Raw genomic sequence first — 15,400 nt, 5'->3', positions numbered from 1 at the left:
CGACCCGCTCTCCTCCGTGCCCACTTGTGTCGGGAGCACGGAATTGCACAGGGAGACCGCACCACGGGTGGCGGCGGTGGCCGGGCGCGCGCCAAGCTCAGGGAGACGGCGATAGTCAGGGTACCGGCCACGGCCATCCCTGTTTGGGATTTGGGGGAGCTCTCGGATCCGCGTGGATCTCCATTCGTCGGGCCCCGGGATTGGCGGCGCTCCCAGCCCGTCGTCGACCTTGCTGACAACAAGCGCGCTGAAGTGATATCCATGGCGTTCCGGCACACTCAACCGACGACTCTCAATGCGAGGGCGGGGCAGCGCCGAACAGCCCGCGCCGCATTCGCCAGGTCCTTCTCCCGGAACGGCATGCTCGCCGACGACGGGTAACCGTCGGGTCCCAGCTGGATGACGTCCGGGAGTACCTCCGCGCAGAGCCCATGCGCACGGCACAACGTCCAGTCGACCAGTAACCGCTGCTCGGCCTTGCCAACGTCGTTGCCGTCAATGGGAAGCACACCTACGACCGACCGACCGCATCCGCCTTCGTACACGTGCTGGCCGACGTCCTCCGGGAATGCCCTGAGCGCCGAGGACACGAATCGGGACGTGCCGTCGGGGTGCGAGCACGCGCCACGGCCGAGCACCCCCCGTGCGTGGGAGAGGACGGCGTCGTAGGCTGCTTGTCCCCCGTAGGTCGTCAGCGCCTCGAGTTCGTCGGCCAGCCGGGCCAGGCCCCAGACGCACGGGCCGCACTGTTGGGCCGACTCCCCCGCCATGTAGCGGGCCACGCGAGCGGTCTCGCCCACCGGACAGGTCTCCTCGGGCAGCGGCAGTACGGCTCCCGCGCCCAGCGTTGCCCCCAGGGCCGTCAGGGATTCGCGGGACACCAGGGCGGTTTCGCTCGCCCTGGGGTTCAGCCACATCCCGTGATACCCGCCCACGAGGAGGCCCTGGCCGATCGACATGCCGCACATCTGCAGGACGTAGTTCAGCGGCACCCCGGTGGGAACCTCGACGACGGCCTCCCCCGCAATGGTGAGCATGGCCGTCCCCGGCTCGTCGGGGAGGCCGACCTCGGCGTAAGCCGACGCACCCACCCGTGCCGCGACGGCCAGTTGGGCGAAGGTCTCGGTGTTGGAGAGCAGTGTCGGCCGGCCGTTCAGCCCTCGCTCACTGGTGCGGATCCTCCGTCCGGAGGGCAGAGCCGCGTTGTTGTTCAGGCCGTTGATGAGGGCCGATCCCTCACCGGTGACGAACCGCTCCGGGAGTTCCTCAACGCGCATCCTCACCGAAAGCGAGCGCCGGTCGTCCAGGGCCTGCTGTACTGATGCCTTCACATCACCGCGAGTGACACCGATCGCGACCTCGTCGGCACGGAGTGCGACTGCCGCGATCTCCGCACCGTCCAGGACGAGGTGCGGGGCGTTGAGGAGCAGCGCGGTGTCCTTGAGGCAACTGGGCTCGCCCTCGGTGCCGTTGACAACAACCGCCGGGTTCCCATCCGTGCTCCGTAGTGCGTCCATGACCGCCTGGAACTTGCGGGCGAAGGGGAAGCCCGCGCCGCCGCGGCCGCGAAGGTCGATGGTGCGTGTGAGGGCGACCACCTCGTCGGGGCCGAGGACCGGCATGGGGCCATGGACGGCGACGTGCCGCGTACGGTCGAGGCGGCCACGATCGGTACCGGCCAGGAGACGCGCCGGGCCGAAGGAGGTGACCGTGGGCCGGATGTCGTTCACGTGCCGTCGCCCCGTTGGACGGTGCTCGCTGCGGGCGGTTGGGGCGAACTACCGGGGCGGGGCGGTGTCGCTTCAGGCCGACCCGGCACGGCCGCCGGTCGGCCGCCGGGGAGTCGACCGTTCGAACGCAGCTTCAATACGAGTGCGAAGGCGACGGCCACCAGGCAGAACGTGTAGGAGACGGTGACCCACTCCTTACCTTCTCTGCCGGACCGCAGGCCGTGGACCAGAGCCGCTCCCCAGGCGAGGTAGGAGGTCATGTGCAGGACCCTCCAGACAAGCGCGCCGCGCTGCGAGGCGAAGCGGCTGCGGGCGGCCCCGGTCACCGCCACGCCGACGAATCCGTAGCCGGCGACCGTCCCCAGACCGACAAGGGCCGGTTGCGTGGCGTCACTGAAGGGCAGGACCGCGGCCACGCCCGTCGTGTGCCGCTCGGCAACCTTGATCCATATGTGCAATGCGAGAAAAGCGAGCCCGGCCACGGCGAGCACCCGGTGGACACTCTGGGCGATCAGGCGGTGGTCGGAGAAGAGGAGGAAGCGGTCGGTGGAGACCAGTCCCCACAAGACCGCCGAGCTCAGGCACACCAGGGCGAACACTCCCGCACCGAAGTCGAGGAACTGCCGTGCGCCGTTGGAGAGCCGGACTGCTCCCAGGTAGATCACCACGAAGGCGGCGGCGCCCACCAACAAGGCGAGGCTTCGAACCAGTTGCCAGCGGCGGCGGCGGCGCGGTGGTGTGCTGGCTGGCTGTGGCGCCGTGCCGGGGCGGGTGTCGGCACGTTTGGCGCGCGGCCGGGTCCGTCGATTGAAGGGGGACATTCGTCATGCCTTTCGTGATCAAGTCTTGTACGACCCGTGCCCAGGTTCAGCCGCCGTGCGTGTGCAGGTCGTCCTTCCCGTCAGCCGCGCCGTGTGCTGTGCCCGTCTCCAGGACGCCGCCCAGCCGACGCCGGAGCGGTACGAGGTACTCGGTCGGCCATGCCGCCACGACCCACTTGCGGCCGGTGAGGTAGGTCCCGCCATAGTCCTTCGCCAGGTCGAGCCACTGCCGACAGCCGTCGTCACTGGAGAAGGTGAGGATGCGGTACTGAACCGCTTCGGTAGTGCACATTGATTCGGTTATCTCCGTGGTCTCCGACGACGCTTCGGCCACGCAGCCCAGCCGGAGGGTCAGAGCGGCCCGTTCGGCGCGCATGCCCGGCCCGGCCGGGGCCACGAGGCCCCAGGTCTGCACGGCCGCGGTCACCGAACAGAGCACGGCGAGAGCGGCGTACATCGGGCGTGCGAGAGCCCAGCCGACCCCTGCGAAGGGGCGCGGCCGGACCATCAGCTCGCCTGCCCGGGTCCGGTGGACTGGCCCTTGGGGGTGATCGGCCACCAGCAGCCGTCCCTGCCGTTGCCCCTCGCATCGGTCGGTCCGGCGTCGGCCGAGAAGGTGAACACACGGTGTCCGTTGAAGGTGAGCTGGCGCGATCCGTCCTCCACCAGGATCTCCCCGAGGAGGCGCCGGTCGATCCCCTGGGCAACGAGTGCGAGGTCGATGATCGAGGACTGGAGCCAGTCCCTCAGGCACGACCCGACGCAGCGCCTGCTGGACCCCAGGGCCAGGCGATCCCCGTTGACGTAGAGGACGCGTCCGCCGAGGGCGAGGACTTCGCGGCCGATGGCGGGGACGAAGACGACCGTCAGGCGCAGGTCGGTCTTCTCCTCCTTCTCACGGGCGTCCCGCCGATCCGTCTCCCTGTCCGATGGCCTGTCGGGTGCGCGCGTGCCCCGGTCTCCGCCTGGCTCCTTGGTTCCCTGCCCGCCCTCCTTGCCCTGCCCGCCCTCCTTGCCCTCGTCGCCGCGCTTGCCCTCGTCGCCGCGCTTGCTGGCCTTCGTTCCGTCCGGTGCTGCCAAGCTCCAGTTGGCCACGGACTTCCCGTTGGTGTCGCCCGGCGTCACGTCCTTGAAGAAGCGGTACACGGGATGGCCGCCGACGGTCAGCTGTTCACTCTTGTCCTCGCGCGTGAGCTTCCCCACCTTCCCCGTGACTCCGGGCCACTGCTGGGTGATGTCCACCGGGGGGAACGGGATCCAGTTCCGGGTACAGGTCGGGTCACACGCGGACTTCGGGGGGCTGGCTGTGTCCTTGTCAAACACGTACAACGAGTTACCTAGGGCGTCCGCTAGGAACGGGCCGATCGTCCCGTCCTCCTTCACCACCAGGCCGCCCGGCCCGGGGGTGTCCGAGGCCCCCATGCCCGGCATACCGTCCTGCGGGATCAGCCCCGGACGGTCGGCGCCGGAGCCACCGCCATCGGATCGCGACGTTTCGTTCTGGCTCCCGCACCCGGAGGCGACCAGAACAGCGAGGACGGTCGTGCCCGTCAGAACGGACCGGGCGAATCGTGCGAACATCTCCGAGTACCTCCTGCGCAGTGTCATTTGCTCTGCTCCTCGCCCTTCCACAGCCCGGTCTTCTCCAGAACGTCCATGTGGTCCCGGACTGTGCGGTCAGCCTCGTCGGCCAGCCTGCGAACCTGGGTGTTCTGCGTGTTGGCCCGGGTGAAGGCGACGACCTGGAAGACCTTGCCGTGGGCCGCCCGGGTCAGCTGGACGAACTTCGCGTCGAAATCCTGCGGGGTCGCACCGAGGATCTCGTCCAGCCAGCCCTGCTGTTCGGGACTGGGCTTGTTCGGCATGGCGACGATTTGCAACACGTTCGCCGCCGCCAGGTCAACCTGGTCCAGGGTGCGGTGCCCGGTCACCATGTGCTCGCCGGCCTTCCGGACGGCGGTGGTCGTCCCCGCTTTGAAAGCCTGCTGGCCAGCGGGGCCCTCCCACAGGCCTGCGAGCTTCACCCTCCGCACGAAGTCCCGGTCGACCGCGGTGAGCGGGCCGAACTGCGTGTCCTGCACGCCGAGATTGTCGTCGGTGAACCCGGGAGGAGTCGCGCCCGCACGGTCGAACACCCCGCTGCGGCGGGCCTCGCTGAACAGCTTGACCGGGATCAGCAGGGCCGTGAGAGTGGCCGCCAGTGCGAGGACGATGCCACCGGTCACGATCCCCTTGGAAAGCTGCAGGCTGCCGATCAACCCCATTCCCCTGAAACGCGATCCGGACGGGGCCCGGCCCGTTCCCTGTGTGAAGGCCATGGGACCTTTCCTACCTTTCATCGGCGACAGCACGAATGACTGCCGCGTTGTATCGAGATGGAGCCGGCGCGCCTTTGGAACGGCTCCCGGATTCCTGGCGGTACCATCGCCCGTCGGCGGTGCGACGATTACTAGCGGGTGGGAAGAGCTCCGCTGAGAAACTGGAAGGCTCGGAGCGCCTCGGTACCCAGCGCGGGGCCAGCCAGCCACTGGGCCGGTGTGGGACCGATCGAGGTGTTGCTCACGAGAATCTGGCCCCGGCCAGGTATGTCGCTGATCCACCCGCCCCCGCTGGAGCCGCCGGTCATCGTGCAGCCGACGGCAAGCATGGTGGGGCGCGAGGCGTCGAACGACAGCCGGGTCGGACGCAACGGCGAACGGCAGACGTGAAGCTTGGTCCCGTCGAACGGAGGCCCCGCCGGGTAGCCGAACACGCTCATTGAGGGAATCTGCTCCCTCGGCACATCGAAGCCCACGTCCAACGCGCCACCGACCGTCTCCTCCAGGGAAGTCCCACCGTCGGGTGGTGCAACACGAAGGATTCCGAAGTCGAACTGGCTGACCGGGCCACCACGTTCGCTGCCCTCCGTCACCCACTGCGGCGAGACGATGGAGCGAATCCCGCTCCACATCCCGAGCGGGTGCATCGCCGCCTCGGTGGAGGCGTTCCCGTCGAAGGCTGGAACGAAGACGACGTCCCGCATAGGCCGACCGCCTTTTCCCTCGTGGAGGCAGTGGGCGGCCGTCCATACCAGGTTGCTCCGACCCGGCCGGGTGGGATCCTTGACGACCGTCCCCGAGCAGACCAGCGCGCCCGCAGAGCTCCGCATGAAGATCTTGCCGGAGGCCACGAGTCCGGCGCCGCGCGATCCGACAGCCACTCGGGCCGCGATGGCCACCGGCACCGGGTCGCTTTGGGCGTTTCCGACGGCCCCCGGAATCCGGGCGGCCGCGCCGGCCTGTCGCATGTCCGCTCCGCTCCACGAGCCCGCGGTCATATCGGCGCGCATGCCTTGGCTGTTCGCCCAGCGCTCCCAGTCTGCGGCGGTCCAGCCGCCTGCGTCCCGCGGATCGGGTGCCGCACCCGTACGGACTGACGGGTCACCGAACGCGGCACACGAAGCCGTCAGCAGTAGCGCGGTGACCACCAGAACGGCCCTCGTCCGTCGCCCCGGCCCCGGGGTGGCGTCACGTGCCCGCATCGAGCATTCCGTTCGCCGACGGAGGACCGACGTCATCGGCCGCCCTTCCGCCATCGGACGCATCGTGGATCCGCGGGCGGATCACGGGGGCCGGTCCGATCTGGCTGGTGCTTCGGTACCACGGCTGGAGCGCCGTTAGTGGGACAGCAGTCCGGGGTCGTGGATGGATCGTGGTTGATGAGGTGTCGGCCACGTGTGCTCCTGATCATGCGGGTGGTCCGCCGTGCCGGCGTCGGATCCGGCCGGGGTCTTCGGGCGGTTCCGCGCCTGGGTGTGGACAGGTTTCAGCAGTTCGTTCCGCTGTTGATGCAGGTCACTGCCCTCTGCATCAGGGACTTCGGCATGACGTTGATGAAGTCCGCGTGGTCGGTGACCGGCTTGTGGAGCTGTTCCGGGAAGGAGTCCACCGCGTAGAACGCACCTTGCGGGATGCGGTACGAGACCGCCATGACGAGCTGGGGAATCGGTTCGAACCCCTTCGGGCACTGGCCGTTCGACCCGGAAAAGGCCGTATGCGTCCGGTGATTTGCGCTGTTCGCCTGCCCGTTCGAGCAATTGGGGAAGGAGAAGGTCCGTATCACATTCGAGCCGCTCGGGCAGAGCGGGTACTTGTCCCGGAGCTGGACGGCTTCGAAGCCGGTGCAGCTCCAGGAGGCCCTGGCGTTCTTCAGGCCGTTGGTGAAGGCCTTCGCGTCGCCGACGACGGCCACCATTCCGTCGGGCAGGGGGTTGACCTTGCCGAAGGGGTTCCCCTTGAAGGTGATGCCGAACTCCTCCGGGGTGAGGATGGTCCCCTGGTTGCGGTCCAGCCCTCCACCGCGGTCCTTCGCGTCGTCCTCCTGGCGACCGTCGAGAAGGCGGACCACGGGAGCGTAGTACGTCGACAGGTCTCCGTTGCTACAGGTCGTGCTCGCCTTGCGGAGACTCTCAACGGTGGAGCGGAAATCCGTGGTCCTGTTGCCCACGTAGTCGTGCTGGTGGTGGGCAGCGGCGCGCTCTCCAGGGGAGATGACCACGTTGTCGGGGTTGATGTGGGGGTCGTTCCCGTTGTTGCCGCACTTGGAGGTGAAGGTGCCGGTCGATGCCTGGCGGGTGTTCGGCTGCTGTTGCCCGGTGTTGGGCGTGACCTGCGTGATGTCGACGTAGTCCCGCCTGGTCAGCCCACTGCCCCGGCGCTCGTTCCCGCCCTTTCCCTTGAGAACGCCTATCTCCTCTCCCGCCGGCTCGTGCGTGACGGTGCAGTCGGCCATGGCCATCATCTCCGCCTTCTGCTGCGGGGCTGCACCGGTCTCGTCGGCGAGCTCCGTGATGGTCCGACGGCGCAATTCGGCGACTTCGGCGAGGATCTCGGCTTCGCCCCTCGGAGTACCTCCAGCAGAGTCCGACAGGGTGTCGTAGGCGTTCGACACCTGCTGGTCGAGCAGGCCGAGTCTGGCCTGCGCCTGCGGGTTGTTCGGGGTGCCGCCGGAGAGACTGCTGGCGATGTCCGGGCAGCTGATGGTCCGGATGTCGAGCTGGGCCTGCGAACCTTCCTCCTCCGCTGCGCAGGAGGCCACACCGAGGCATCCACCGACGAGTAGGACGGCAAAGCCCATGGCGTGGACGGAGCGGTTCCCGAGACCAGGGCCGAAGCCACGGCGTATCGTCTTCACTTCCCTTTCCTTTCTGTCCGTGGTGTCCACCGACCAGGGAACTCTCCGAGTGCTGTTCCTCATGAACGGCAGACGTTCGTGGCCGGCTTCTGCTGTGATCGCCCTGCCGGACGTCGAACCGGTCGGGTACGATCTCGCCGTACCCGACCGGCGCTACGGGCCCTTACGACGACAGCCGGTACCGGCCGGTGCGGCCGGACACATCACAGGCGACCCGGCCCAGCAACCTCATTCAGGTAGTCGCCGGCCTGGCACGGTCCGTCCCGGTCATCCGACGCTGCAGACGAGGGACCTGACCCAGGTGAACGTGTCGTTCTCCCGGAACAGCTCGTACTCCATCGACTGGTGCCGCTCCGCGTCGGGAGCCGGGTCGCTGAAGATCAGGTGGTCGTCCCAGTAGCCGTGGATGACGAGGGCGTGGGCACCGCCGGATGCCAGGTTCACCCTGGTCAGCACCGGCCGCCCCGCGTCGATCTCATCCTTGACCAGGTCGAGGTCGATCGGTCCGTCGACGATGAGTCCCGGCTTGACCCCGAGCCCACGCAGGCCGCTCTGTACGACCTCCATGGTCGCGGTCGTGTCGGGGCAGGTGTCCCAGGTGTAGCCCGGGCTGGCGGCCAGGGAGCAGAAGTCACTCTGCGTCGCCTCCAGTCCTGCTCCGAAGTACTGGGCGATGCTCAGACCCGTGGCCGCCCAGCACCAGTTCGACTTCTCCTGGACCAGCTGTGTGAAGGCGAGTTCCCTCGAGTAGTCGGTGGCCGGCAGAGCCGCCGTGTGCTCGATTTCCACCGTTTCCTCGGATTCGTTGCGCATGCTTCAAATTCCCTTCACTGGCGGTTTCGTGAGGTTCATCTGCGTGTTTCAATCGTCCGGGCATCCGAGCCCCAGCCACAGGAGATGTGCCGAAATGCCATATATTTCGAGGTTGTTGCGCCGCCAGCACAGGATCCGAGCCGCACATTGCACGGAAGGCGCTTGATCATGGGGGAACAAGCCGGTTCAGGAGACCGGCTGCGGATTGTTCAGTCGGCGCTCGACGGCCGGGATCGTTCCCACCTGTCCGGCGTTGCGCAGGACATCGACGAGCTCGGCGCCCAGTTGTCGCCCTTGGGGCCAGCTCAGGTCCAGCTGGAACCAGCTGGCCTGAGCGTTACGCAAAGCCAGCTGGAGGGGCTCGGAGTCCGGCCGGCACCAGAGAGTGCGGTTGCGTGCGGTACTGATCCACAGTTGGACCGCGCGGGCGACGTTGCCACTGTCCATCGCGATCGAGGCCTGAGCCTCCAGGACGTCGCCCATGGGCATGGAATTCGAGCCGTGGCGCCGGATGATCTGGTGCTCCCACAGCGCGGCGAGTCTCGTCGCTTCGGTATGCTGTCCGTTCCTCATGGCGAGTACGAGGGCCGCACGGTGATCCGTTGCCACGGAGGCCGGACCGGAGGGTTGAGGACCGGAGAGCCGCGGTGGTGCGGCCCGAGGGTTCAGTGGGAAACGATCCACGTGCCGCGGAGGCCCTTCGGGAACAGGTAGAGCGGCAGGGTAAGGGCTGCCCCCGAACACCAGGGCGCCCGTCCCCAGGTTCGCCTCTGCCAAGGCCTCGACGTGCAGCTGTGACAGCGGTTTGGTGCCGCGTACACCGGCGAGCCTGGTCAGTGCTTTGGTGTAGGCGGGCACCGTCCAGGTGCGTCGGCGGTCCGGCCTCGCGACGGTCCCCCAGCGGTCCACGTGGGCCGGAAGTTGAAGGTCGTTGGGGTGAAGGTTCCCGCAGGACGGATCGCCGAGCAGGTCGAGGACGACCCGGGTGGTACCGGGCCTGCGTCCGGCGAGCTCCAGGTCGATCCACTGCCAGGGCAGAGCGGTGGTCCGCGTATTGCTTTCGGTGGTCTTCGCCAGCCGAAGGTGGACCTGCCGGTGCTTGCGTTCCCGAGTGATCTGGCCGCAGATGTAGATCAGGAGCGGCCCCTCGGCGACAGCTGCGGCGTGGACGCGGGCCAGCACCGACTGCGGTTCCCCGGGGTTGATGACCTGGATCACGTCAATGGGGCCGAGGCAGCCGGGGAGCAGCCGCCCTGTCGGAACCGTGGCCATCGCGGCGACCCCGACTTCGGGGTCGAAGCGCTGGTGCCGCTCGTTCGCCGCAGTGGCGAGGAGGAGGATGTGCCCCCGGGCCTCGCGGTGCACGGTGATCACCATGCGAATGTCCCGGCACTGCGCAAAACGACCGGCTGGGAACCGTTCGCCTGCACTATGTACGCCGGTCCGGGTAACAGTGGAGCACTGCGCGGGCTGAAGGTCGCGCGGATGGTAAGCATGATCGTTCTTCGTCCTTTCCTGGGGAGTTGAGGAGTCCTGAGTGGAGACCGTCGGCTGTCGGCGGGTGACTCAGGTCGAGGTGGTCCGCCGAGGCAGTGGAGAGGTACAGAGAGCCGTCTTAAGCTCGAACCACGCCCGCTTGCCCGAGCCCCGGGGCTCCACGCCCCAGCTATCGGCCAGCGCCTCGACCAGCATCAGCCCGCGGCCCGAGGGGGCCTGGTCGCCCGGCGTGCGGCGGGTCGGCCAGACGTCCGACTCGTCCTCGACCTCGACCCGCAGCCGGGCCCGGCCGCCATCGGCGGCCGGCTCCCGGTAGAGCCGGGCGGTGAGAACCGCGTCCCGATCGGTGTGCCGGATCGCATTGGTGACCAGCTCCGAGGAGAGCAGTTCGGCCGTGTCGATCAGCTCGGCCACCCCCCAGCGGCGCAGCACGTCGCGCAGCTCGGCGCGGACCTCGGAGATCCGGGCGAGGTCGGCCTGACCGATCCGGCGGCGCAGCACGGTTTCGTTGGGGCCTGGTCCGGGCGGAGTGACTGGGTCCTTCGGGGAGCCGGGTTCACCGTCACCGGCCATGAGACAAACGAGCACGACATACCGAGGTCCGGACATAGCGGGCACGTGGTGGTGCCGGATCGACACCGGATCCACCTCGCCGACGCCGGCGTCGGGTCGGGCCACCAATGCAGGGCAGGAATCGTGGGTGAGCGTCCCGTGCGACTGACTGGCAACCGCTGCGCTGCCCGTAGCCACGACTCCGAGCCGGTCGGTCCGAACGGGAGCGCCGGCGTGGTGGCGACGTAAACGCCGGGTGAGGAGGCCTGCGAGCCTGTCAGCGTCCTTGATGAGCCAGGTGATGAACGCGAGGTCGAGAGAAAGTCCGAGCAAAACTTCTACGAGCTTGAACGTCAAGCCACTCACGGTGTCTCCAAGTGAGATACTCGAGAACCTCTACGACGTAGCAGGGCATTGCGTCTTCGACCAGGTGGCGATCCGAAGCACCTCGATCGATCACACGGGGTGTGCGGGGCCAGCGCTCTTCGCACAGCTGGCGGGTGTCCCCCTGCTCACCGCCGGACGGTGCTGCTCCACTGGAGGGCTGGGGCGAGACGGTGAATGCGCAGGGCGATCTCCAGATCGAGTCTCGTCTGCGGGTCGTACAGGGCCCGCCCGAACAGCTTCTCCAGTTTCCGCAGCCGGTACCGGACGGTCTGCGGGTGCACGCCGAGTGCCTTGGCGGTGGCCGATGGCCCTCCTGCTTCCAGCCAGGCGGTAAGTGTCTCGCGGAGCTGGGTGCGCTGGTGGTAGGTGAGCCCTTCCATCGGTTTGAGGACCGTCTCGCGGGCGAATCCGGCCAGGGCTTCGTCCTGCAGCAGCAAGAGGGTGGAGAGGTGATCCTCGACGTACACGGCGCCCGCCGCGGACGGCTGGTGGGTCCGACAGAAACCGAAGAGCCGACGGGCCCAGCGGAGCGAGGATCCTGCTTCGCTCAGGGCCACGACGGGACTGACGACAGCCAAGCGGCCGTCGAGGACATACCTGAGGATCGAGGGTCCCCGGTGGGTAGGTTCGCGCACCAGGATGTTGAGTTCCCCGGGGCCGGCCGTGACTATGAGGGCCTCCGTAGGGGCCACGCGAGGCATGGCGCGACCTTCTGCCAGTGCGATCAGCTGCACCTCCTTGGGTAGACCTGGCCACCCGATCACGGCGGAGAGGGACCGGACGGCATCCGTGGAGACTGCGATCCTTCCTGTCAGGACATCGAACAAGAGGCGGCGGGCCTGCGCCGGGCTGCCCGGGGCGTTCTGCTCGGCTGACGATGGGTAGGGCGTGTGCGACGGGGGAGGTTCGCTCTCGCTGGCCTCCGGGTCCGCAGATGCCGTCCCGTTCCCGCCCGGCCAGCCGTTCTCGAGGGAGGAGACGAGTGCCTGCCTAACCGCCATCCAGCGTTCCTCCCTGGGGGGCCGCAGCTCGGCCGGTTCCTCCTGCCGGCGGTGTTCCACGATCTCCATCAGGTTTCTGACGAGGGACTCGACGACTCCCTGGAGGGATCGGTCGACCCCCTGGGGCAGCTGCTTAAGCTGCGGAATCATTTCGTTCATGGTGCTACCTCTTCAGGATGGTTGTGCGTTTCCTCCGCAGCGTGCAGACCGGGGGTCTGCCATCAGTGCGGTGTACGGGGCCTGCGGCGTGTTCGGGGCGCAAGCGCCAAGATCCGAAAAGGACCTAGTGCCGCGTCAGGCAACTTTTGCCCGTCAAGGAGCGGCGTCCGGTGCGTGCTATCGGCGTGCCGGCCGGAAGCCCTCGTACTGGACGTACTTGGGCTTTCGGCCGGTGCGGCGAGAGTGCGTGCCGGGCGTTGCGACGGGGCGAAGGTTGCCTGACGCGGTACTAGCCCACGGCGGCGGCCGGTTCGCCTGCGAGCTGGCGCTCGAGCGCGCTGGCCAGTGCCCGGGGTATCCGCTTGCCCTGCACGCGCAGCCGAATCAGTTCACGCCGTTGTGCCGCTGTGGTGCCGCCGACCACTCCGTTCTGCTCCGTGATCCCGTGGGTGATCTGACGCGCCAGACACACCTCACGCACCCTCGGGTCACAACGGGCGCAGTACGACAGGGCCACGCGCTCGTCCTGGCTCGGCCGCAAGACATTACGACTCTCGTGGTACGGGAAGAAGATCTGCAGGGAAATCCCGGTACACGGTTTTCCTTCCGTCGTCTGCGTCAGGTCGCTGGCCACGGGCGTTCCTCGTCTCACTTCGGGACCCGCCAGGTTGGTCACGCGGTCCGTGGAGCCTGGCTCGCCTGCACACGGCACGCCCCGGAGCCGTTCCTCGCGGGGTACAGGATTGAGGCCATCAGTCCGTTCCGAAATCGACCACAGCAGTAGCCGATTTCGAATTACCAACCGAGCAGCCAGAATCGGCGAAAGCGCATAGCGGACAACGGAGTCAACCACTGGCAAATCCGGGAGAAGCTTCTACTCCACTGCGGACGTGATTCCTCTCCGACACTCCACTTGTCTCAGAGTAGGTCCACGGGCGCGCCTCCGGCGAGCGTTCATCGTATTTGCACAAAGCGAAAACGGTAAGGTGTTTCGGAATGACAACGGGCGAGGTGGACGCGCGGGCTCGTCGGCCCGGTCGGTCCGGGGTGCCGGCGAAGCCGACCTCTCACGGCCGCACCTCGTCGAACCCTTCGCGGACGGAACCTGCCGGCCACAGAACGGCTAGTCAACGACTTCCCGCGCTCTGTGCGGGCAGGCGGCCCGCCGCACGTCGACCGCGGCCCGTACCAGCGCCCGGGCGTCGGCAGCGCAACCGGTCCGTCTGTGCAGTCGCGCGAGACCCTCCAGGCAGGCCCCGATGGCGAACGGCACGCCTGCGGCCACTGCGGCTCTCACCGCCAGCAGGTGGTGTTCCTCAGCATCCGCGTCCTGCCCCAGTTCCTCGTGTAGCCAGGCGCCGAGGCTCGCGACCCGCACAACAAGCAGAAGAAGCCTACTGGCGGCTCGGCACCCGTGCCCCCATCCCACCGTGACCGTGGCGAGAAGACACAGCTCCCCTGCCACGACCGGGCACAGCTCCTTGGAGCCCGTGAAGTCCGTCATACCTTCCAGGGCGTCGACCCTTCGCTCCAGGGCAGCTGTCACGCCCGGCGTTGGCGGCCGATCCTGACCTGCCGTCGCGGAAGGAGTCAAGAGCGCGGTCAAGGCATGGCTGAGGAAGGAGGCCAGGAGCGGGCCCGAGACCACGGGCGAAGGCCCGTCCCCCGTGGTGAACGCGACCTTCCCCGCTCCCGGCCCTAGACTCCGGAGGATTTCGATCATGCTCCCCGAGTTCCAGGGCACCGCGGTCATCGCCGTACGGCGGACAGCGGGGTGGAGCCAGACCGGCCATCTGGTGCGATCCACCTCACGGGGAGGTACCCGGTGGATTTGGGCGATGGCCAGCTGAGTGGTGCGCTCGGGGGCGGCATAGCCATTCTCCCAGCGCGAGACCTTCTCCGGCCGGGCCGCGAGGTGGCCGTGGCCCATCGCGGCGTGCGTCCTGGCCACCAACTCAGCGTACTCGGTCTGGTTGAGGCCAAGACAGGCACGGAGGATCAACAGCGGGTGTCGCGTTCCTGTGAAGACGCGGGACCGTTCGCGCGGCCGCCCCAAGGGACGAGGAACGTCGGCAACGTGCTCGCCGACATCCACCGCCGGATCGACGTCACGGCCGTCGTTCTTGTTCGGAGCGGGCTCCCGTCCGACCGTAACAGGAGCACCATCACGGAGGCTCACCGGGCCCGGACCGTCGGGCCGGGATTCGGCTCCGCACCCGACCGGGAGGAGCCCCCCGGGCCCCCGGCTGCCAGGGGGTGTCGGCAACCTCCAGCCCCGCCCGACGCGACTCTGCCAACTCCCCTCAGCCGCAAGCATCCGGATTCAGCCGGACAATTCCCCGGGATCCACCTTCCGTCGCACCAGGAGGTGGCCTTGTGGCAGCGCGGGCGAGTACACGCGGAAGACGGCGGGGCAGAGCAGGCTCGACGACAGGCCGCGCGCCCGTTCCCGCGGGCCGCTCTTCCGTCGAGCACCGACTTCGCGGACCTCAGCTGCAAAGAATCCGTGGAATGTCGTAAAAGTGCCAGCAGGTGCCGCGTCATCGCGGGTTCGTCCCCTTCCTCCGGGAGGGCGAGGTCATTCATCGCCCTCTCACACCAGGGATGGTAGGGATTGCTTATCGGTCCATCCATGACAACTGTCGGTCAAGGCACACCAGAAGCAACTCACCCCCCGCCGGGCCGTGGGCGGGTCCAGGCACCGGGTCAGGCAGGGAGATCCCCGGAGGGTCCCGACGCCTTGGGGACGTCCGCCAAGTGCTCCAGTGCGCGCTGGACGGCTGGCTCCTGCGCGTGGTAGGCGATCCGCTGACGGTACTGGCGGGCGAGCCCCGGCGATAGCAGCCCGGTAACGTTGATGGCGCGGTGGACGGTATGGGCGGCGAGGTCGATCTCACCGAGCGTGAGGTGCATGTCGGCGGCGTACAGGAGCCAGAAGGCGGTCCGGGGCGACGGGTCGGTGGTCCGATGTGCCAGCAGCGAGCCCGCGAGGGCCTCGAAGTAGGGCTTCGCCTTGTGCCGGGCTCCAAGGAACAGCGAGACCCCTGCGCGGACAACCGTGACGGCATACGCGTGAGCCGTGATACCGAAGGGTTCGTTCGAGGCCGGATGCAGACCGGCGGCGGCCTCGTCCGCGTGGTCCAATGCCCTAGCGGCACCAGCGGCGTACCCCCGCCGTGCGAGGGCGAGAGCCTCCACCAGCTGCATCACGGTCGCGGTGCCCGGAGTCGGCGCCGCGGGCCGCTCGGACGAGGGCCAGGGCGTCGGC

At 68.2% G+C, this 15,400-nt stretch carries 14 protein-coding genes; all 14 read right to left on the bottom strand.

The features are described 5' to 3' along the window. Nucleotides 1–278: 278 nt before the first annotated feature. A complete protein-coding gene (locus ACFVVX_RS15205; protein WP_387945465.1) occupies nt 279–1,730 on the bottom strand; it encodes an NADH-ubiquinone oxidoreductase-F iron-sulfur binding region domain-containing protein in 1,452 nt (483 codons plus the stop codon). After that, on the bottom strand, nt 1,727–2,551 hold the full coding sequence (locus tag ACFVVX_RS15200) for a hypothetical protein (protein ID WP_387945463.1): 825 nt from the start codon (nt 2,549–2,551) through the stop codon (nt 1,727–1,729). The genes ACFVVX_RS15205 and ACFVVX_RS15200 overlap by 4 nt, the downstream gene beginning before the upstream one ends. A gap of 46 nt (nt 2,552–2,597) precedes the next feature. Further along, a complete protein-coding gene (locus ACFVVX_RS15195) occupies nt 2,598–3,008 on the bottom strand; it encodes a hypothetical protein (protein WP_387945461.1) in 411 nt (136 codons plus the stop codon). 50 nt (nt 3,009–3,058) lie between these two features. Beyond that, nucleotides 3,059–4,159, bottom strand: coding sequence for a hypothetical protein (locus tag ACFVVX_RS15190; RefSeq protein ID WP_387945459.1), 1,101 nt, complete (start codon nt 4,157–4,159; stop codon nt 3,059–3,061). Then, entirely contained in the window at nt 4,156–4,869 is a 714-nt protein-coding gene (locus ACFVVX_RS15185; RefSeq protein ID WP_387945457.1) for a DUF4142 domain-containing protein, read from the bottom strand. The genes ACFVVX_RS15190 and ACFVVX_RS15185 overlap by 4 nt, the downstream gene beginning before the upstream one ends. A 131-nt stretch (nt 4,870–5,000) precedes the next feature. Continuing rightward, nucleotides 5,001–5,879 carry a trypsin-like serine peptidase gene (locus ACFVVX_RS15180; protein WP_387945455.1) on the bottom strand — a complete coding sequence of 293 codons (879 nt, stop codon included), beginning with the start codon at nt 5,877–5,879 and terminating at the stop codon, nt 5,001–5,003. 476 nt (nt 5,880–6,355) lie between these two features. Further along, nucleotides 6,356–7,753, bottom strand: a complete 1,398-nt coding sequence (locus ACFVVX_RS15175) for a DUF1996 domain-containing protein (protein WP_387945453.1) — start codon at nt 7,751–7,753, stop codon at nt 6,356–6,358. Nucleotides 7,754–7,990: 237 nt separating this feature from the next. Then, nucleotides 7,991–8,536 (bottom strand): papain-like cysteine protease family protein, encoded by a 546-nt coding sequence (locus ACFVVX_RS15170; RefSeq protein ID WP_387945451.1) that lies wholly within the window; start codon nt 8,534–8,536, stop codon nt 7,991–7,993. A gap of 186 nt (nt 8,537–8,722) precedes the next feature. Beyond that, complete coding sequence (locus tag ACFVVX_RS15165) at nt 8,723–9,913, bottom strand: hypothetical protein (protein WP_387945449.1); 1,191 nt, start codon at nt 9,911–9,913, stop codon at nt 8,723–8,725. Nucleotides 9,914–10,102: 189 nt separating this feature from the next. Next, nucleotides 10,103–10,534, bottom strand: a complete 432-nt coding sequence (locus ACFVVX_RS15160) for an ATP-binding protein (protein WP_387945447.1) — start codon at nt 10,532–10,534, stop codon at nt 10,103–10,105. 563 nt (nt 10,535–11,097) lie between these two features. Further along, the gene (locus ACFVVX_RS15155; RefSeq protein ID WP_387945445.1) at nt 11,098–12,132 is read right to left on the bottom strand and encodes a helix-turn-helix domain-containing protein; all 1,035 of its coding nucleotides are present in this window, start codon (nt 12,130–12,132) and stop codon (nt 11,098–11,100) included. A gap of 289 nt (nt 12,133–12,421) precedes the next feature. Next, nucleotides 12,422–12,766, bottom strand: a complete 345-nt coding sequence (locus tag ACFVVX_RS15150) for a WhiB family transcriptional regulator (protein WP_387945443.1) — start codon at nt 12,764–12,766, stop codon at nt 12,422–12,424. Nucleotides 12,767–13,255: 489 nt separating this feature from the next. Further along, complete coding sequence (locus ACFVVX_RS15145) at nt 13,256–14,311, bottom strand: hypothetical protein (RefSeq protein WP_387945441.1); 1,056 nt, start codon at nt 14,309–14,311, stop codon at nt 13,256–13,258. 527 nt (nt 14,312–14,838) lie between these two features. Next, entirely contained in the window at nt 14,839–15,339 is a 501-nt protein-coding gene (locus ACFVVX_RS15140) for a hypothetical protein (RefSeq protein WP_387945439.1), read from the bottom strand. Nucleotides 15,340–15,400 lie beyond the last annotated feature (61 nt).

It is taken from the genome of Kitasatospora sp. NPDC058170 (assembly GCF_042883905.1).
Lineage (GTDB): Bacteria > Actinomycetota > Actinomycetes > Streptomycetales > Streptomycetaceae > Kitasatospora.
Note: the sequence above shows the minus strand (reverse complement) of the source record. Positions and strands in the feature narration are given on the sequence as shown.